An 18,624-nucleotide genomic window follows, 5' to 3' on the forward strand; every position below is an offset into this window, starting at 1 on the left:
CTTAAAATGCTCCACAGGTGAAGAAATGACTGGGCATGATACTGAAAGTGGGTTCAGTCTGCCAACAGTTTGGTGATTAATGCGTCATGTCGCTGCTTCTGGCGGCTCATACGCAGACGTTCTGCACGAAGAATGGTTTTGAGATCGCTCAGCGCGGCATCAAAATCATCATTCACAATTAGGTAATCATATTCCGCGTAATGGCTCATTTCTGCAACAGCCTGTTCCATACGCTTTGCGATCACTTCTTCGCTGTCCTGGCCGCGCCCACGCAGGCGGCGATCCAGCTCATCTTTCGATGGCGGTAAAATAAAGATACTGCGCGAGTCAGGCATTTTCTTGCGAATTTGCTGCGCACCCTGCCAGTCGATATCCAGGAACACATTCACGCCCGTGGCCAGAACCTGCTCAATGGTTTCACGCGAGGTACCGTAGTAATTACCAAATACTTCAGCGTGTTCAAGAAACGCGTCTCTGCCGATCATCGCTCTGAATTCGTCGTGATCCACAAAGAAATAGTGTTCACCGTGCACTTCACCCGGACGCGGCGCTCGCGTGGTATGAGAAACAGAAACCTGTGTGTCGTACAACGGTTGGGTTTTTAACAGTGCCTGAATAAGGCTGGATTTACCCGCGCCGCTAGGGGCAGAAACAATATAAAGCGTGCCTTGAGCCATGAGAGTCTTTTGTATGTGTTAACGAAGAAGTCCTACATACGGGCTTATTATACACGTCACCGCCGTGTGACGTAGTCTTTGTCACACTTTTTCCCTCGGATTATTGAATTTTGCGTGCCGTTTTCAGGTTTTATCTGTGGTTTTCAGCCACCAAAAGAAATACCGGATAGCGTCTCGCATTGTGAAACGTTGCCGTTAGCGTTGTTTCAGGCATCAGGGTATACCTCCTGCAATGTAAAGGAGGGGTAGCGATGTGGCGATGTATAAGCGGGGTAATGTTGTTGTGGTGTGGCTATGGCGCGGCGGTTTGCCCAGTGTGGTCGCAGGCAAAAGCAGAGAAAGAGATGGCGTCGTTAAGCGCGCAAATCAAACGCTGGGATAACGCTTACTGGAAGGAGGGTGTGAGCGAGGTCAACGACGAAGTTTACGACCAGCTTCACGGGCGGTTAACGAAGTGGCAGCACTGTTTCGGCAGTGAACCTTCAGGAGAGAAACTCCCTACCCTGACGGGGAGCGTAAAACATCCTGTCGCCCATACGGGCGTACATAAAGTGGCCAGCAAAGAGGCGATGAGTCAGTGGATGCTCGCGCGGCAACATCTGTGGATGCAGCCCAAAGTTGACGGTGTGGCGGTAACGCTGGTCTATCGTGACGGAAAGTTAACCCAGGCCATTAGTCGAGGTGATGGCCTGAAAGGGGAAGACTGGACCGATAAGGTACGTTTAATCCCGTCTGTTCCGCAAAAGCTCACCGGCAAGTTGGCAAATAGCGTCTTACAGGGCGAGCTTTTCTGGTTAAGCGACAAGCACGTCCAGCGGCAGATGGGCGGGGTGAATGCTCGCGCAAAAGTTGCGGGTGCGATGATGCGGCAAAAGGATAACGCGCTATCGAATAAGCTCGGCGTATTCATCTGGGCCTGGCCTGACGGACCGAAAGACATGCATACATCTCTAGCTGAACTGTCTCAGGCCGGTTTTACGCTGTCGGCACGGTATACGTTACCCACCGATTCTGTTGATGCCGTTGAGAAACAGCGCGCGGCCTGGCACGTAAGCGCATTACCCTTTGCCACGGATGGCATTGTGGTGCGTTCGGAGAATGAACCCGCGGGCGAAGATTGGTTACCGGGAGAAGGTAGCTGGGTCGTCGCGTGGAAATATCCTCCTGCAGCCCAGGTCGCCGAGGTGAGTGATATTCATTTTTCCGTGGGGCGAACGGGCAAAATTTCCGTTGTAGCAGCGCTGGAACCCGTGCAACTGGATGATAAACAGGTGCAGAGGGTGAGTCTGGGCTCGGTTGCGCGCTGGCAGGGGCTGGATATTGCCCCGGGGGATCAGATCCAGATCAGCCTGGCCGGGCAAGGTATCCCCCGGTTTGATAAGGTGCTCTGGCGTGGAACGGACAGACATAAACCAGAGCCTCCGGCCCCACGTTATCATTCTCTTAGCTGTTTCTATGCTTCACCGGAGTGTATGGAACAGTTCTTTGCCCGGCTGACCTGGCTTAGTTCAAAGCAGGTACTTGATATTGATGGATTAGGCGAGTCAGGCTGGCGAACCCTCTGGCAGGCGCATCATTTTGAACATCTCTTTTCGTGGCTGTTATTAACGCAGGCGCAGCTGCAGGCTGTACCGGGATTTTCCTCTGCGCGCGGGCTGGCGCTCTGGCACCGATTTAATCTGGTGCGCGAGAAGCCTTTTATCCGCTGGCTCATGGCATTGGGTGTGCCAATGTCGCAGTCTTCGCTGAAGGCAATGGGAGACATATCGTGGCAGAAGATGAGCGGGCGCAACGCAAAGGACTGGCAGACCCTGCCGGGAACGGGAGAGGAGAAAGCGCGACAAATCATTAACTGGCTGCACGCGCCTCAAATTGATGTGCTGGCGAAATGGCTCGCTGAACAGCACATCAACGGGTTCTGAAGCTAGTGTGCGCTGTGTTTGTAATGAAAAACGGGTAGTCCAAGCTTAAGACGCAGCGCCAGCATGCGGGCCGTAAAGCCAAACAGTAGCGTCGAGATGACCACGACATCATGGTTTGAAACGTAATGCTGCAGGGCAATATAGAGCACCGCTGCCGCAAAGGAGATGCCAGCATACAGCTCTTTTTGAAAGACCAGAGGAATACGTTTGCAGAACATATCGCGCAGCACGCCGCCGAATACGCCCGTGACCACGGCAGCAATGGTGGCGATTACCGGGCCTTCACCCATATCGAGTGCGATTTGCGCACCGATGATCGAAAAGACGATCAGCCCCAGCGCATCAAGCACCAGGAACAGGCGGCGAAGATGGGGCATAACGGGCGCCACGATGGTGGTTAACACGGCGGCCGTTGCCACGATAATCACATACTCAGGGTGTTTAACCCAGCTGAGCGGGTAATGGCCAAGCAGAATATCGCGCACGGAACCGCCGCCCAGTGCGGTCGCTGTAGCAATAATGATTACGCCGAAGGTGTCCATACGGCGACGTCCGGCGGCAAGTGCGCCGGTCATGGCTTCTGCGGTGATGCCAATGAGATAAAGGATGTGAAGCAGCATATACCCTCCGGTGTGAACGCGTGGGAGGTTAGCGATTTGTGCGCAAGATCACGATTGAGATTTTCTAAGGCGACCAGGTTTGCCCTATAAATTTTTATCAGGATAGGTTGAATGGGCTTGATGAGCAGCGGTAAAAAACAAAAATAGGCGCTGAGATGGATTAGAAATAGTAATGGGTGGCACCATCGACACCACCCGAAATGCATTACTCGATATTCTGGATCTGCTCGCGCATCTGCTCAATCAGCACTTTCAGCTCAATCGCTGAATTCGTCACTTCTGCATTGATCGACTTAGACGCCAGGGTGTTCGACTCGCGGTTAAACTCCTGCATCATAAAGTCCAGACGGCGGCCCACAGCTTCTTTCTTCTTCAGAATGTTGTAGGTTTCTTTAACGTGCGCTTCCAGACGGTCCAGCTCTTCAGCGACATCGATACGCTGCGCCATCAGCACCAGCTCTTGTTCCAGACGGGTGTTTTCCAGCTGAACTTCCGCTTCTTCCAGTTTGGCGACAAGACGCTCGCGCTGCCATTGCAGCACTTCTGGCATATGGGCGCGGACTTTGGCTACTTCGGTGCTCACGCCTTCAAGGCGCTGCTCAATCATCGCTTTCAGCGCCTGGCCTTCGGTTTCACGGGCAACGATAAAGTCGTCCAGCGTGCCGTCGAGGGCTGCCAGGATTTCAGCGGCAATGGCATCCAGATCCTGTTCACCGGCGGCCATGACGCCAGGCCAGCGCAGAATATCAACCGGGTTGATTTCGCCTTCATCGCTCTGCATTTTGACCCAGTTCGCCGCATTCACGAGCTGTTTCGCCAGTTTTTCGTTGAGGATCAGTTCGCCCTGTGCGCTGGCATCAGGCTCAAAGCGCAGGTTACATTCCACTTTCCCGCGCGTCAGACGCGTACGGATACGTTCACGTACGACAGGCTCAAGGCTGCGGAACTGCTCCGGCATACGGAAATACGTTTCCAGGTAACGCTGGTTTACCGAGCGCATTTCCCATGTGGCGCTACCCCAGCTACCCTTGATTTCACGCCGGGCGTAGGCGGTCATACTGCGGATCATAGACATTCCCGTTTTTAAAGGAGAGATGGGGGGATTATAGCTTTCGGGGGCTTCTCAGGATAGGAATAAGCGTCCTTTATCCGTATAATGCGCAGCCACATTCGTTTCAAGCCGGAGAATCCATCATGCGTCCATCAGGTCGTAGCGCCAATCAGGTGCGTCCCGTCACCCTGACCCGTAACTATACAAAACACGCTGAAGGCTCCGTGCTGGTTGAGTTTGGTGACACGAAGGTTCTGTGCACCGCGTCCATTGAAGAAGGCGTTCCGCGTTTCCTGAAAGGTCAGGGCCAGGGCTGGATCACCGCAGAGTACGGCATGCTGCCGCGTGCGACCCACACCCGTAATGCCCGTGAAGCGGCAAAGGGCAAGCAGGGCGGTCGTACCATGGAAATTCAGCGTCTGATCGCGCGTGCGCTGCGTGCAGCCGTTGATCTGAAAATCCTCGGCGAATTCACCATCACGCTGGACTGCGACGTTATTCAGGCAGACGGCGGTACGCGTACGGCGTCCATTACTGGCGCATGCGTGGCGCTGGCTGATGCCCTTAACAAGCTGGTTGCGGCCGGTAAGCTGAAAACCAACCCAATGAAAGGTATGGTTGCGGCGGTGTCCGTGGGTATCGTTAACGGTGAAGCGCTTTGCGATCTGGAATACGTTGAAGATTCTGCCGCCGAGACCGACATGAACGTGGTGATGACCGAAGACGGTCGCATCATTGAAGTACAGGGCACGGCGGAAGGCGAGCCGTTCACCCACGACGAGCTTCTCTCCCTGCTGGCGTTGGCCCGAGGGGGAATCGAATCCATTGTAACGACGCAGAAAGCGGCGTTAGAAAATTGATTTTAAAGGCGACCAATGAGTCGCCTTTTTTTTGCCTGTAAGACAGAAAAACCAAAGGAGCAAATCCATGAAATCGTATCAGCGCCAGTTTATTGAGTTTGCGCTTAACAAGCAGGTACTTAAGTTTGGCGAGTTTACGCTGAAATCCGGGCGTAAGAGTCCCTATTTCTTCAACGCCGGGCTGTTTAATACCGGGCGCGATCTGGCACTGTTAGGCCGTTTCTATGCCGAAGCGCTGGTGGATTCCGGGATTGATTTTGACCTGCTGTTTGGCCCGGCCTATAAAGGCATTCCGATTGCGACCACCACTGCGGTGGCGCTGGCGGAACACCATGACCGCGACGTGCCGTACTGCTTTAACCGCAAAGAGGCTAAAACCCACGGTGAAGGCGGAAATCTGGTCGGCAGCACACTGCAGGGCCGCGTCATGCTGGTCGATGACGTGATCACCGCGGGTACGGCGATCCGCGAATCGATGGAGATTATCCAGGCCAACGGTGCGACGCTTGCTGGCGTGCTGATTTCTCTGGATCGTCAGGAGCGTGGTCGCGGTGAAATTTCCGCTATTCAGGAAGTTGAGCGCGATTACAGCTGTAAAGTGACGTCGATTATCACCCTAAAAGAGCTGATTGCGTATCTGGAAGAGAAGCCTGAGATGGCGGACCATCTGGCAGCGGTACGTGCGTACCGGGAAGAGTTCGGGGTGTAGTTAAATTGCCCGGTGGCGCGACGCTTACCGGGCTTACGGATTACTGCAGCTGAGCAGCCACTAACGGCCAGCGGGCGTCAAAATCGTCCGTTGGACAGTATTTGAACTCGCTGCGCACAAAGCGGGAGAGCATGCCTTCACAAAACGCCAGAATCTGGCTCGCCAGCAGCGTTTCATCAATGCTGTAACCTTCGCCCTCACGCATTTTCTTTTCGCGCAGTACCTGGCGCAGCTGCGCTTCAATTCGCTCGAAAAGCTGGTTAATGCGGCCCTGCAGTCTGTCCTGTTCAAACATCAGCGCGTGGCCGGTGAGGATACGGGTTAATCCCGGATTGCGTTCACCGAAGCCCAGGATTAACAGCACAATCAGACGCAGACGCGCGGTCGTGTCTTTTTCATCTTTCAGAATCAGGTTGATGCGCGTGATCAGGCTGTCTTCAATGAATTCGATCAGGCTGTCGAACATCCGGGTTTTGCTCGGAAAATGACGGTACAGCGCCGCCTCAGACACGCCCACAGAGGCGGCCAGTTTAGCGGTGGTGATGCGTTGACTGCCATCGCTGGATTCAAGCATCAGAGCCAGAGATTGAAGTATTTCTTCGCGACGATTCCTTTTCGCGGTTTGTTTTTCTGCCATGTTACAAAATACCCCTGAAAATAAGCACTTGCCAGGCTGGCATCCACACAGCGACCGCAAACTGGCGTTTGCGGTTTGTTATTGCATTATGACGCTGTGAGATACGTGTCTTTCGGGCCGTTATTTGCGCCCGGAATGGCCGAAGCCGCCTTCGCCACGGTCGGTGGCGTCAAAGTCTGCCACCAGGTTAAATTCTGCCTGTACCACCGGTACAAAGACCATCTGTGCGATACGCTCGCCTGGTTCAATGGTGAAGCTGTCCTGACCACGGTTCCAGACGGAGACCATCAGTTGACCCTGATAGTCGGAGTCAATCAGACCCACCAGGTTACCCAGCACAACGCCGTGCTTATGGCCCAGACCAGAACGCGGCAGGATCACCGCTGCCAGAGACGGGTCAGCAATGTGAATCGCCAGGCCAGTTGGAACCAGGGTAGTGGCACCCGGAGCCAGTTCTACGGCGTCATCGAGACAGGCGCGCAGGTCAAGACCGGCAGAGCCGGAGGTGGCATAGGTTGGCAGCGGGAATTGCTCGCCAACACGCGGGTCCAGAATCTTAACGTCGATTTTTTTCATCATAACGGGTAACGATCTCGTCCAGTAATTGTTGGCCCAGGAGTTCCTTGCGCTCAAGCGGTAAGACTTTATCTCCATCCTGCCAGAAAAGGTGCAGTGCGTTGCTGTCGCTGTTAAATCCCTGTGTGGCCAGCGATACGTCGTTCGCGCAAATCAAATCGAGGTTTTTGCGGGTACGTTTTTGCAGGGCATATTCTTCCACATTATTCGTTTCTGCGGCAAACCCAACAACGTATGGACGATGGCTTTTTAGTGCGGCGACACCGGCAACGATGTCCGGATTTTTCACCATTTTTATTGTTAATTCATCGCCTTGCTTTTTAATTTTAGCCTCGGCGATCGTCTCGGCACGATAGTCTGCAACGGCTGCACAGCCGATAAAAATCTGCTGGCTTTGAGCATGTGCCTGCACGGCGGCTTCCATCTCCAGCGCGGTGGTAACGTCAATTCGCTTCACAAACGCAGGGGTAGGCAGCGATACCGGGCCGCTCACCAGCGTGACGTTCGCGCCGCGCTTCGCCGCTGCGGCGGCAATGGCAAAACCCATCTTACCGGAGCTGTGATTGGTGATATAGCGCACCGGGTCCAGCGGCTCGCGCGTAGGGCCCGCGGTAATCATGATGTTGAGATGTTGCAGATCGTTGACAGGCGAAAAATGGGCGGCGGCCATATCAACAATCGTCAGCGGATCAAGCATGCGACCCGGGCCAACGTCGCCGCAGGCCTGGCTGCCGCTGTCCGGTCCCCAGATAAGCAGTCCGCGTGAGGCCAGCGTCTCAAGATTGTACTGGGTGGCCGCATTACGGTACATCTGCTGGTTCATAGCAGGAACGACGGCAACAGGCGCAGGCGTGGCCAGACAAATGGTGGAAACCAGGTCGTTTGCCATACCGGCCGCCACCCGAGCGATTAAATCGGCCGTGGCGGGGGCGAGGATAACCAGGTCTGCCCATTTACCCAGTTCAATATGGCCCATCGCGGCTTCGGCGGCCGGATCGAGCAGGCTGTCAGAAACCGGGTATCCTGAAACGGCCTGCAGGCTCAGGGGAGTGATAAAGGCTTTACCGCCTTCGGTTATCGCGACCCGCACGTCAGCCCCTCGCTCGCGCAGGCGACGCACGAGGTCCGGCGCTTTATAAGCAGCAATGCCGCCGCTCACGCCAAGAACGATTTTTTTACCGGCCAGGCTCATCATGATTCTTTCCTGTTGGGTTTCACCAGAGAGCAGGCATTTTATCACAATCCCCAAAGCGGGGTGATTTTGTCCTTCGGCCACTTTGCGAGGCGCCACGCAAGAACGCAATGTGGTCGTCGAGGGACGGATTGGCCTGTGGCAGCATGAGGTTAAAAAAGGGAGAAAGAGCATGGAAGAAGAGGATGAGGAGCTGCTGCCGCGCGAAAAACTGCTGCGCTATGGCGTCACCCTGTTAAAAGACGATGAACTGCTGGCGCTCTTTTTACGTACCGGAACGCCCGGAAAAACGGTATTTACGCTGGCAAAAGAGCTGATAGCACATTTCGGTTCGCTGTACGGTTTATTGACCGCCGATCTGGCGCAGTTTAAGCACGTTGAGGGAATTGGCGTGGCGAAATATGCCCAGCTGAGGGGCATAGCTGAACTTGCCCGCCGTTTTTATAATGTCCGCATGGAGAAGGAAGATCCGATCCTGACGCCAGAAATGACGCGTGAATTCCTGCAAAGTCAGTTAACCGATATTGAACGCGAGATCTTTATGGTGATCTTTGTCGATAACAGAAATCGAGTGCTTAAACATAGCTGTCTCTTTGCGGGCACATTGAGCCACGTTGAGGTGCATCCGCGTGAAATTGTGCGGGAAGCGATAAAAGTGAATGCAGCGGGCGTGATCCTCGCGCATAATCACCCCTCTGGCTGTGCAGAACCGAGCAGAGCTGACAAAGAAATCACCGAGCGCATTATCAAATGCTGTCAATTCATGGACATTCGTGTGCTTGACCATCTGATAATTGGCCGCGGTGAGTACATTTCTTTCGCAGAACATGGCTGGATTTAGGCTATTTCTCGCGATCCATCGGGATCTTTGTCTGTTCGGGACTTGAGCACACCGCCGAGTCAGCGTATACTACGCCACCTTTGAGAATCTCGGGTTTGGCATTTGGGCCTGGCAATCGAGAGTTCACTTAGAACTATGCGATGACCGGGCTGTAAAGCCTGACGAGGCGCCGATACCCCATACGAAGCTCGAGCTAATTTGATTTTTGGAGAATAGACATGTCCCGAGTCTGCCAAGTTACTGGCAAGCGTCCGGTGACCGGTAACAACCGTTCCCACGCACTGAACGCGACTAAACGCCGTTTCCTGCCGAACCTGCACTCTCACCGTTTCTGGGTTGAGAGCGAGAAGCGTTTTGTCACCCTGCGCGTATCTGCTAAAGGTATGCGTGTAATCGATAAGAAAGGCATCGATACAGTTCTGTCTGAACTGCGTGCCCGTGGCGAAAAGTACTAAGTACTTAAAGAGGAAATAAATCATGGCTAAAGGTATTCGCGAGAAAATCAAGCTGGTTTCTTCTGCTGGTACAGGTCACTTCTACACCACCACGAAGAACAAACGTACTAAGCCGGAAAAACTGGAACTGAAAAAATTCGATCCAGTTGTACGCCAGCACGTACTGTACAAAGAAGCTAAAATCAAATAATTTTAGTCTCCTTGTAACGAAAAACCCCGCAACTGCGGGGTTTTTTGCATTCTGTATCTCAACGGAGGAACCATGCCTGAATTACCTGAGGTAGAAACCAGCCGCCGCGGTATTGAGCCCCATCTGGTCGGCGCGACGATTCTTCACGCGGTGATCCGCAATGGACGTCTGCGCTGGCCGGTGTCCGATGAGATCCACGCGTTAAGTGACAAACCCGTCCTGAGCGTACAGCGTCGCGCGAAATACCTGCTGCTGGAGCTGCCCGACGGCTGGATCATTATCCACCTGGGGATGTCCGGAAGCCTGCGCATTCTTACCGAAGAACTGCCTGCGGAAAAGCACGACCATGTCGATCTGGTGATGAGCAACGGCAAAGTGCTCCGTTACACCGACCCACGGCGCTTTGGCGCGTGGCTGTGGACGAAGGAGCTTGAAGGGCATAACGTGCTTGCGCATCTGGGCCCCGAGCCACTCTCAGACGCGTTTAACGCGGAATACCTCAAGGCAAAGTGTGCGAAGAAGAAAAGCCCGATTAAGCCCTGGCTGATGGATAACAAGCTGGTGGTCGGCGTGGGGAATATCTATGCCAGCGAATCGCTATTTGCCGCCGGGATCCATCCCGATCGGCTGGCCTCTTCGCTGTCTGCGGAGGAGTGCGAACTACTGGTCCGGGTGATTAAAGCCGTATTGCTGCGCTCGATTGAACAGGGGGGAACAACGCTGAAGGACTTCCTGCAAAGTGACGGCAAGCCGGGCTATTTTGCCCAGGAGCTGCAGGTCTATGGCCGTAAAGGCGAACCGTGCAGAGTCTGCGGCACGCCAGTGATTGCCACGAAGCACGCCCAGCGCGCCACGTTCTACTGCCGTCAGTGCCAGAAATAGGGCTACTTGAGCTTTTCCATCAACGCCTGGTGGACGTTAACCGGCAGGAAATGGGTAACGTCCCCATGATGGCGCGCCACCTCTTTTACCAGCGTGGACGAGATAAACGACCACTCTTTGGAGGGCATCAGGAACACGCTTTCCAGCTCCGGCATCAGGTGGCGATTCATGTGCGCCAGCTGCATCTCATACTCGAAGTCTGCCACCGCGCGTAAGCCGCGGATCAGAATATTGGCCTGCTGAGCGCGGGCGAAGTTAGCCATCAGGTCGCTAAACCCGACCACCTCAACATTCGGTAGGTGCGAAATGGCATCGGTGGCGAGCTGCACGCGCTCGTTGAGATCAAACATCGGCTTTTTGCTGGGGCTGGCGGCAATGGCCAGGATCACCTTATCGAACATGCTCGCTGCACGGGTGATGATATCAAGATGACCGTTGGTGATCGGATCGAAGGTACCCGGATAAATCGCTTTTGTGCTCATGGCTCACGTTTTCTCTGAGTAGCCGCGGCAGAGCGCCCACAGCTCGGTGTATTTGTTGAAAGTATACTGGGCATTTACTACCGCGAGTAACCAGCCCTGCTTACCGTCCAGCACGCCACCACGCAGCAGCAGCGTTTTCAGAAACGCGCCCAGCGTGTGGGTGAAGATACCCGTCATCGAGGCCTTCTTGCCGCGCTGGTGACGCTCCTGCGCCCATGCGGTGGCATAGTTGAGCTGTTTACGCTGGAAGCTCGCGAAATCACGGCAGGTCAGATGCAGCAAATCGCCCCTCAGGGGGATGACCTGGGCGCTATCGCAGCTCAGGGATTCATGAACCAGATTGTCATTGTACTGATACCGCTCGCGCTCGTAGAGGCGCATGACGCGATCGGGATACCAGCCGCTGTGGCGCATAAAACGACCAAGGAAGTAGTTGCGGCGGGCAATGCTGTATACGGCGCCAGGCTGGGGCGAAGAAAGCACCGCCTGAATGGCCTGCTGAAGCTCCGGCGTGATGCGTTCGTCGGTGTCGAGCATCAATACATAATCACCGGTGGCATACCCCTGCGCGCGCTGGCGCTGGATGCCATAGCCTTGCCAGTCCGTATCGGTAAAGACTTTTGCGCCCGCAGCCCGGGCAACATCTACCGTATCATCCGTACTTCCGGAGTCGAGCACGACAATCTCGTCAGCCCAGGCAACCGACGCCAGGCAGTCCGGAAGCAGGTCGGCGGCGTTTTTGGCGATCATCACGACCGACAGACGCGTTGACATTAGTGGCTCCGCTGAGGCAGATAAGGTTGCAGAAGCTGCAGCAGACGGGTCAGTGCGCCCTGGTTCTGGTGCAGCACTTCGACGGCATGGCGGCCGTACCACAGGCGATAATCTTCGTCAGTCAGAAGGGTCGATACCTCTTTGACCACCGAATCCGCATCGGTCACGGTAATTAAACCATCGGCCTGCTGTAATTTCGCGCAGATGTCTTTGAAGTTAAACGTGTGCGGTCCCATCAGCACCGGAATGGCGTGGGCTGCCGGCTCCAGCGGGTTATGACCGCCGCGCTCGACCAGGCTACCACCGACAAACGCGAGGTCAGCAATGCCGTACAGCAGCATCAGCTCGCCCATCGTATCGCCAATCACCACCTGGGTGCTGCCGGAAGGGATTTCACCGCTGCTGCGCAGCGTGAAGCTGAAGCCGCCTTTCTGGACCATTTCACGGGCATCTTTAAAACGCTCCGGATGGCGAGGCACGAGGATCAGCAGTAAATCAGGGAATTTTTCCAGCAGCTTGCGGTGAGCCTGCAGGATGATCTCTTCTTCGCCATCATGGGTACTGGTTGCAATCCAGACCTGACGACGTGGAGCCCACTGGCGACGCAGCGTGATGGCGCGAGCGGCGAGTTCAGGGGTAACGGAAATATCAAATTTCAGGCTTCCCGTTACCGCAAGCTGGTTGCGTTTCAGGCCCAGAGAGATAAAGCGTGCTGCATCTTCTTCATTCTGCGCGGCAATCAGCGTGATCTTACTGAGCAGGCGGCGCATAAATTTACCCAGTTTGCCGTAACCTTTCGCCGAGCGCTCTGAGAGGCGCGCGTTGGCAATGACCAGCGGGATTTTACGGGCATGCAGGGCGGAAATCATGTTCGGCCACAGTTCGGTTTCCATCACGATCACCAGCTTCGGGCGCACGGTGTTGAGGAAACGATTCATGGCGCAGGGCAGATCGTAAGGCAGATAAACATGCTGCACGTCTTTACCGAAAGCGGATAACGCGCGCTCCGAGCCGGTTGGCGTCATCGTCGTGACGGTGATTGGCAGTGAAGGGTAGCGGTGACGCAGGGCGCGAACCAGCGGGATCGCCGCCAGCGTTTCACCAACAGAAACGGAATGCAGCAAAATACCGTCCGGTACGACCTTATTGCGGCAGAAGCCATAGCGTTCAGCCCAGCGTTTGCGATACGCAGGCGCTTTCCGGCTACGAAGCAACAGTCTCAGCCACACCAGTGGCTGAATGATGTAGAGCAGAGCGGTATACAACAATTCCAAGCGATTATCCGTTTTTTTAGTTTCGGCGGGCAAATTCTAAGCATTTAGGCCAGGTAAAGCTATCTCTTATGCCAGATACCGTTTCAAACGGAAATAACGTCTACCCAGCCGCCAGCGCAGACGCGGACTTTTTGCACTTTTCCAGATGAGTTTCCAGATGCCTGTTTCGAAGAACTCTTTAATAATCATTGATTTCTTCTTCTCATCCTTCATGTTGTCGAAGGTGTGAATAATTCCCAGCCCCTCTTTGGCAATTTGCCAGTGGCAGGCAGGGATCCCTTTTACCTTATCCGGGTAACGTTGATTAATGGCGTCGAGCATCTGCAGGATTTTCATGTAGTGACGCGCGGAACGAATCAGCGTGTCGTCATTGTCCGGCATATGGGATACCGATGCAGAGTGAATGTAGTAGTCGTAATAACGTTCACTGGTGTACTGAACCCGCTCTGCCGCGAGCAGCACTTCGGTGGTCCACGGAATATCCTGATGGCGTAGGCCGGGTTCAAAATGGAAGCTGTGTTTACGGATAAAGTCGTGGCGATAGATGTTCAGCCAGGTGACGTGAAGGAATTTGCGAGAATCCAACGCCATTTTTAACCACGCAGGGCCAGCCATGACCCCTGTCGAAGCCAGTTTGTCTTCAGGAAAAATCGGGCGCGAGGGCTTCTTGTTATTCTCCCAGACGTAGTTCCCGTTACAGGTGGCGACATCCAGATCCTGCGTGACGGCCATATCCAGCAGGCGCTGGTACATGCCTGGTTTAAAGACATCATCAATATCCGGGAAAGAGAGATATTGACCCGTCGCAACGGCCAGACCGGTATTACGCGCGATGGATACCCCCTGGTTTTGCTGTTCTATGACCTGCATCTGCGGCAGTTTTTCTCGCCATTTCTCGACGATTTCCATCGAGCGGTCAGTAGAGCCGTCATTGACAATGATGACTTCCATGCTGTCGATGCGTTGATTGACAAGGCAGGTAAAGAACTGATCCAGGAAAGCTTCACCGTTATAAACGGCAACCACCACGCTTAACAATGGGGCAGAATTTTGCATAAAAAACCTGATTATTTTTGATTGTCGACCAGAGCAACATATTGCTGGCAAATGGCATTGATACCGAACGACGCGATAGTTGCATCGCCAACGACCGGCGGGGCGGTATAAATATCCGCCAGCGTTTTTGCCAGTGACTCGTCATTTAACTCTGCCAGCCCGCGCGCTAAAGCCCCGGTAAGAATTTCGGCAGGGCCTCCTGGGCAATTTGTACTGACCGGTGGCGTCTGGCAGATAATGGCTTCGACCAGCACATTACCAAAACCTTCGCAGTCAGAACTTAACACTAAAAGGCGTGCCCCTTTAATCCAGGGATAGGGATTGGACTCGAACGGGCGGAAAACCGTTTTGTTTTCAATGCCCAAATCGCGGGCAAGCTGCTTGAGTTTTTGAATTTGAGCGTCAGATCCATTGCCCATCATGACCAGCGTTGTGTCAATTTTACTCAGGGCGAACGCACGTAAGAGACGGTCGTGGCGTTTGTGCTCATGGAAGCGGCCAACATGAATGATGTAATCCTTTCCCTGCATCTCGAAGGGCGCATCCGCCAGACGCTGAATTTCAGGAATATCGAAAGGATTATGGATAACCGCTTTGCGTCGAAGATTGAGTGCCAGCGTCTCGGAAAGATCGTTCAACACGGCGCCTGAGACGGCGACGACGTTGCGGTTTTCGTAGGTATGACGAATTTTAAGATGTTTAAACCAGCGCGAAAGCCCGCTGCGATGGCGAAGATAGGAGAACGAGAACATGCCATGCACGCAGAACCAAACTTTGTTACGTTCAAGGGCGCGGCAGTGCGCCACAATCCGGTCTGTTTTGTGCAGATGAGAGAACACCACATCAAATTTGCCGCTGCGTTCAGCCCGCTCAATAGCTTGATCCAGCAATTGGGCGCGGCGTGGAATTTCCGTCAGCTTTCGCCACGGTTTTTTACATGTGTCCTGAACAACCTGATAATCGATGCCCTCCGGGATGGCGTAGTCGCACACTTTCCGCAGAGAGAATAGAGAGACCTGATGCCCCATATCTATTAATCCGCGGGAGAGTGTAAGAACCGTTTTTTCAGCTCCTCCACCGGGTAAACCATCAATAATCATTAGGATGCGCATTTTTAATCCAGTAATTTTTGATAAAGCGTAATAAGCTGACTTGACAGTTTTTCGGGAGTGGCGTCTTTTACACGTTCACGTGCTGCTCGTCCCATATTGTTATTTTTTTCCAGTGAAGGGATAGCGGCTACCGCTTCCTTCAATGTACTGATATCAAGCGCGTCACAATAAAATCCGTTCTGGCCTTGTTGAATAAACTCTGCACCACCGCAACTCTCTGAAGTAATGACGGGCAAGCCGCAGGCCATCGCTTCAAGAATAACGTTAGGAAAGGGATCATACAGCGTTGGTAACAGTAAACCATCGGATAGCTGATAAAAAGGCAGAGTTTCTTTTTGCACCCCCAGGAAACGGATTTGCCCCTCGCAGCCTAACGAACGGGCGAGGTCGCGATAACGATTTTCTGCTTTATCTTGCCCAACCACAATCAGCCAGGCCGATGTTCCAGCAATAGCGCGTATGGCGCTCGCCAAGCCTTTTCGTTCAAACCCTGATCCTACAAAACAGAACACCACCGCATTGACCGGCAAACCAAATTGTTGGCGCAAAATCGCACGTTGCGTCTCCTGGGCCGGAACGAATCGGCTGGAATCAATAGAATTATAAATCACATGGATTTTATTTGCGTCAATATCAAAGTCTTCAACGATTTCGCGTTTGATCATCTCCGCATTACAAATTACGGCTTTTAACTCAGGTGCCTGATACATGTCCCGTTCCGCGCGCATCACGTAGCGGTGATAGCGGTCATACATCAGCATTTGCGCACGCCAGGCAGGTAAAATGCGCGCGCGCTGAAGCAGCCAGCGACGATGCACTCCATCACCCGCGCGATAGATATCACAACCCGGGATGCGCTCATGGCTTTGAACAATATCAAACTGCTGTTGCTGCCACAGCGCGCGCGCGGCTTGTGCAAACCCGCGTTCTCGACTGATGCGGCCCCATTTTTGAGGGTTGCAAATGTGGATATGCCAGTCGTCTTGTTTCTCTCCCTGCCACTCACGCGTGATGACGTTGAGTTCAAGGTTCTGATTGCTCAATGCGGTGAGAGCTCGCGAAACGAAGCGCTCTGCCCCGCCATCAGGGCGATATTTTTGGCGAACAATGGCCAGACGATGGTTTTTCATGACAGATATCTCCTTGCAGCGGAGACGACTGCATCAACAGGAATGGCATCGAGATAGCGTTCTTTCGTTTTAGTATCAATGGCATCCGGATCGGGCAGCGGGCCGTAATCGCCGGCCCAGATCACTTCCCCTTTAACCTGCCACGGTGACCAGAATGTCAGTTTTGATGGACCAAACAATGCCACGCAGGGCGTTTGCAGCGCGGCGGCCATATGCATTGGAACGGAGTCAACGCCAATAAACAGAGAGGCATGATCGATAAGCGATGCCAGTTGACGCAGCGTCAACTGGCCTGCCAGCGAAACCACGCCGGTTTTGGGTGCGGCAGCGAGAATGCGATCGATCATCGCCAGCTCTTTTTTATCCGGCCCCGCGGTGAGCACAATCGTATGACCATCCTGTTGCAGAGCAGTCATGGTTTGCGCCATCTTGTCTTCGCTCCAGCATTTAAAGAACCAGCGGGACGTCGGTTGGATCACGATATAGCTGTCGCCCACACCTTTCTGCGTCAATCTTTGACGGGCATGATCCCAGTCTTCTTCGGTGTAGGCCATGGTTACGGCAGGCTGTGGCGCGATCGGCAATGGTGCCAAAATGGAGAGATTCTGTTCGACCGTATGCAGGGATTTATGGCCGTCGACAGAGACCAGATCGGTATGACAAAAACGCCAGAACGCACTATTGCGTTTGTTAAACGCAAATCCGAGGCGAACGGGGGCACCGGTGAAACGAGTAACGATCGCGCTACGCCATTGATCGGCAAGGTTAATTACCAGATGATAATGCTGATTTCTTAACGCACACAACAACTGACACTCTTTTTGAAGATGCTTCAGCGTGCCCAGCTGTTTCCATTTGCGATCGATTCCATAAATTGTACCGATCGCTGGATGCGCGGCGAGCATATCGCGCGTTTCTTCATACAGCAGGACATCAATCTGCGCCTGCGGCCATTTTTGACGTAACGAATCAATGACGGGAGTGGTCAGCAACATGTCGCCATGATGGCGGAGTTTGATAAGTAAAATGCGCAAATCAGGTGTGTCAGGTAAGTTATTCATCATCATCTTATCGGCGTTGTACTGATGGCAATTCTAATAGACCTGTTAGCGACTTGCACTCTTTCTCCATAATCTCAGTAATTTCCCTGGAAGGGTTTACTCATGCTTTGGAGAGTGCGTAACATAGCGCTAACTTTCCTGTCTTGCGGACTCATTATGAACAAACCAGCGTTTATCATCACAATTGATACTGAGGGCGATAATCTCTGGCAAAATCACCGCGTCATTAAAACGGAAAATGCGCGCTATCTGGCGCGTTTCCAGACGCTTTGCGAGCGTTTCGGCTTTAAGCCCGTGTGGCTGACCAATTATGAGATGGCGATCGAGCCCGTTTTCATCGAATTCGCAAGGGACGCGATCGCCCGCGGTCAGGGGGAGGTGGGAATGCACCTCCACGCATGGAATAGCCCGCCGGAACACGATCTCACGGGAGATGACTGGCGCTGGCAGCCTTATCTGATTGAATTTTCCGATGAGATGATGCGCGAGAAAGTGCTGTTCATGACCCGACTGCTGGAAGAGACCTTCCAGACCAAAATGTTAAGCCACCGTGCCGGACGTTGGGCATTTGACAGTCGCTATGCAAAATTGCTCGTTGAACTGGGTTACCAGGTTGATTGCTCCGTGACGCCACGCGTGAACTGGCGCAATGCGAAAGGCGCCCCGCAGGGCAATGGCGGAACGGATTACCAGCATTTCCCCGACCACGCCTATTTCATGGACTTAGACAATATTTCCCGGGCAGGTAATAGCCCATTACTTGAAGTGCCGATGAGCATTCAGTATAAGCACCCGGCGTGGTTGAACACGATCAAACAGGGTTACGATCGGCTTCGGGGTAAATACCGTTCCCCGTCCGTCAACTGGCTAAGACCGTCCGGTGGGAATGCGGCGCAAATGATTCAGGTCGCACAGCAATGCCTGTCGCAGGGAAATGAGTACGTGGAGTTTATGCTTCATTCGTCGGAATTTATGCCAGGCGGAAGTCCTACGTTTAAAGATGAGGCAGCGATAGAAGGGTTGTATCAGGATTTAGAAACGCTCTTTGGCTGGTTATCCGATAAGACGGTAGGGATGACGCTGGCGGAGTTTTATCAATACAAGAAAAAATAATGCCCGCGAA

The 18,624-nt window shown here is 53.6% G+C and carries 21 protein-coding genes; 8 read left to right on the plus strand and 13 right to left on the minus strand.

The window, feature by feature from the left end; genetic code table 11:
• Nucleotides 1-53: 53 nt before the first annotated feature.
• The gene (gene gmk / locus USH94_RS13550; RefSeq protein WP_010426438.1) at nt 54-677 is read right to left on the minus strand and encodes a guanylate kinase; all 624 of its coding nucleotides are present in this window, start codon (nt 675-677) and stop codon (nt 54-56) included.
• A gap of 251 nt (nt 678-928) precedes the next feature.
• On the opposite strand from gmk, the gene ligB reads away from it, so the two are divergent.
• A complete protein-coding gene (gene ligB / locus USH94_RS13555) occupies nt 929-2,599 on the plus strand; it encodes an NAD-dependent DNA ligase LigB (RefSeq protein ID WP_111964294.1) in 1,671 nt (556 codons plus the stop codon).
• Between the two features lie 2 nt (nt 2,600-2,601).
• Here ligB and USH94_RS13560 read toward each other — a convergent pair whose 3' ends face one another.
• Both USH94_RS13560 and USH94_RS13565 read right to left on the minus strand, forming a co-directional pair.
• Nucleotides 2,602-3,219, minus strand: coding sequence for a trimeric intracellular cation channel family protein (locus USH94_RS13560; protein WP_111964295.1), 618 nt, complete (start codon nt 3,217-3,219; stop codon nt 2,602-2,604).
• A 205-nt stretch (nt 3,220-3,424) separates the two neighbouring features.
• The gene (locus USH94_RS13565; RefSeq protein ID WP_090420358.1) at nt 3,425-4,288 is read right to left on the minus strand and encodes a YicC/YloC family endoribonuclease; all 864 of its coding nucleotides are present in this window, start codon (nt 4,286-4,288) and stop codon (nt 3,425-3,427) included.
• A gap of 125 nt (nt 4,289-4,413) precedes the next feature.
• Between USH94_RS13565 and rph the strand changes: the two genes are divergently transcribed.
• Together rph and pyrE are read left to right on the plus strand one after the other, a co-directional pair.
• Nucleotides 4,414-5,130 carry a ribonuclease PH gene (gene rph, locus USH94_RS13570; protein WP_048975619.1) on the plus strand — a complete coding sequence of 239 codons (717 nt, stop codon included), beginning with the start codon at nt 4,414-4,416 and terminating at the stop codon, nt 5,128-5,130.
• Nucleotides 5,131-5,197: 67 nt separating this feature from the next.
• Nucleotides 5,198-5,839 carry an orotate phosphoribosyltransferase gene (pyrE, locus tag USH94_RS13575; protein WP_111964296.1) on the plus strand — a complete coding sequence of 214 codons (642 nt, stop codon included), beginning with the start codon at nt 5,198-5,200 and terminating at the stop codon, nt 5,837-5,839.
• A gap of 40 nt (nt 5,840-5,879) precedes the next feature.
• On the opposite strand, the gene slmA is transcribed toward pyrE, so the two are convergent.
• From slmA to coaBC, 3 genes are all read right to left on the minus strand, one after another.
• The gene (slmA, locus tag USH94_RS13580) at nt 5,880-6,476 is read right to left on the minus strand and encodes a nucleoid occlusion factor SlmA (protein ID WP_024906630.1); all 597 of its coding nucleotides are present in this window, start codon (nt 6,474-6,476) and stop codon (nt 5,880-5,882) included.
• A gap of 120 nt (nt 6,477-6,596) precedes the next feature.
• On the minus strand, nt 6,597-7,055 hold the full coding sequence (dut, locus tag USH94_RS13585) for a dUTP diphosphatase (protein WP_008502691.1): 459 nt from the start codon (nt 7,053-7,055) through the stop codon (nt 6,597-6,599).
• A complete protein-coding gene (gene coaBC, locus USH94_RS13590; protein WP_111964364.1) occupies nt 7,033-8,244 on the minus strand; it encodes a bifunctional phosphopantothenoylcysteine decarboxylase/phosphopantothenate--cysteine ligase CoaBC in 1,212 nt (403 codons plus the stop codon). Before coaBC ends, dut begins: the two co-directional genes overlap by 23 nt.
• 172 nt (nt 8,245-8,416) lie before the next feature.
• On the opposite strand from coaBC, the gene radC reads away from it, so the two are divergent.
• The 4 genes from radC (at nt 8,417) to mutM (ending at nt 10,612) form a co-directional block, all read left to right on the plus strand.
• Nucleotides 8,417-9,085, plus strand: coding sequence for a RadC family protein (gene radC, locus USH94_RS13595; RefSeq protein ID WP_023309889.1), 669 nt, complete (start codon nt 8,417-8,419; stop codon nt 9,083-9,085).
• 218 nt (nt 9,086-9,303) lie between these two features.
• Nucleotides 9,304-9,540, plus strand: a complete 237-nt coding sequence (rpmB, locus tag USH94_RS13600) for a 50S ribosomal protein L28 (RefSeq protein WP_002436699.1) — start codon at nt 9,304-9,306, stop codon at nt 9,538-9,540.
• Between the two features lie 22 nt (nt 9,541-9,562).
• Nucleotides 9,563-9,730: a 50S ribosomal protein L33 gene (gene rpmG, locus USH94_RS13605; protein WP_003024094.1), complete on the plus strand. Its 168-nt coding sequence runs from the start codon at nt 9,563-9,565 to the stop codon at nt 9,728-9,730.
• 72 nt (nt 9,731-9,802) lie between these two features.
• Nucleotides 9,803-10,612 (plus strand): bifunctional DNA-formamidopyrimidine glycosylase/DNA-(apurinic or apyrimidinic site) lyase, encoded by an 810-nt coding sequence (gene mutM, locus USH94_RS13610; protein WP_111964297.1) that lies wholly within the window; start codon nt 9,803-9,805, stop codon nt 10,610-10,612.
• 2 nt (nt 10,613-10,614) lie between these two features.
• Here the strand turns inward: mutM and coaD are convergent, their stop codons facing one another.
• The 7 genes from coaD to rfaQ all read right to left on the minus strand — a co-directional run bounded on the left by coaD (nt 10,615) and on the right by rfaQ (nt 17,507).
• The gene (gene coaD, locus USH94_RS13615) at nt 10,615-11,094 is read right to left on the minus strand and encodes a pantetheine-phosphate adenylyltransferase (protein WP_111964298.1); all 480 of its coding nucleotides are present in this window, start codon (nt 11,092-11,094) and stop codon (nt 10,615-10,617) included.
• A 3-nt stretch (nt 11,095-11,097) separates the two neighbouring features.
• Nucleotides 11,098-11,868: a glycosyltransferase family 2 protein gene (locus tag USH94_RS13620; protein ID WP_111964299.1), complete on the minus strand. Its 771-nt coding sequence runs from the start codon at nt 11,866-11,868 to the stop codon at nt 11,098-11,100.
• A complete protein-coding gene (gene waaA, locus USH94_RS13625; RefSeq protein WP_029740803.1) occupies nt 11,868-13,142 on the minus strand; it encodes a lipid IV(A) 3-deoxy-D-manno-octulosonic acid transferase in 1,275 nt (424 codons plus the stop codon). Before waaA ends, USH94_RS13620 begins: the two co-directional genes overlap by 1 nt.
• 66 nt (nt 13,143-13,208) lie before the next feature.
• The gene (locus tag USH94_RS13630) at nt 13,209-14,198 is read right to left on the minus strand and encodes a glycosyltransferase (RefSeq protein ID WP_032661919.1); all 990 of its coding nucleotides are present in this window, start codon (nt 14,196-14,198) and stop codon (nt 13,209-13,211) included.
• Nucleotides 14,199-14,209: 11 nt separating this feature from the next.
• A complete protein-coding gene (locus USH94_RS13635) occupies nt 14,210-15,310 on the minus strand; it encodes a glycosyltransferase (protein WP_111964300.1) in 1,101 nt (366 codons plus the stop codon).
• 2 nt (nt 15,311-15,312) lie between these two features.
• On the minus strand, nt 15,313-16,440 hold the full coding sequence (locus USH94_RS13640; protein WP_111964301.1) for a glycosyltransferase family 4 protein: 1,128 nt from the start codon (nt 16,438-16,440) through the stop codon (nt 15,313-15,315).
• Nucleotides 16,437-17,507, minus strand: coding sequence for a putative lipopolysaccharide heptosyltransferase III (gene rfaQ / locus USH94_RS13645; protein ID WP_111964302.1), 1,071 nt, complete (start codon nt 17,505-17,507; stop codon nt 16,437-16,439). Before rfaQ ends, USH94_RS13640 begins: the two co-directional genes overlap by 4 nt.
• A 150-nt stretch (nt 17,508-17,657) precedes the next feature.
• Here rfaQ and USH94_RS13650 point away from each other — a divergent pair, with 150 nt between their 5' ends.
• Complete coding sequence (locus tag USH94_RS13650; protein WP_111964303.1) at nt 17,658-18,614, plus strand: polysaccharide deacetylase family protein; 957 nt, start codon at nt 17,658-17,660, stop codon at nt 18,612-18,614.
• Nucleotides 18,615-18,624 lie beyond the last annotated feature (10 nt).

This window comes from Enterobacter sp. 148H3 (genome assembly GCF_034107425.1).
GTDB classification, from domain to species: Bacteria; Pseudomonadota; Gammaproteobacteria; order Enterobacterales; family Enterobacteriaceae; genus Enterobacter; species Enterobacter vonholyi.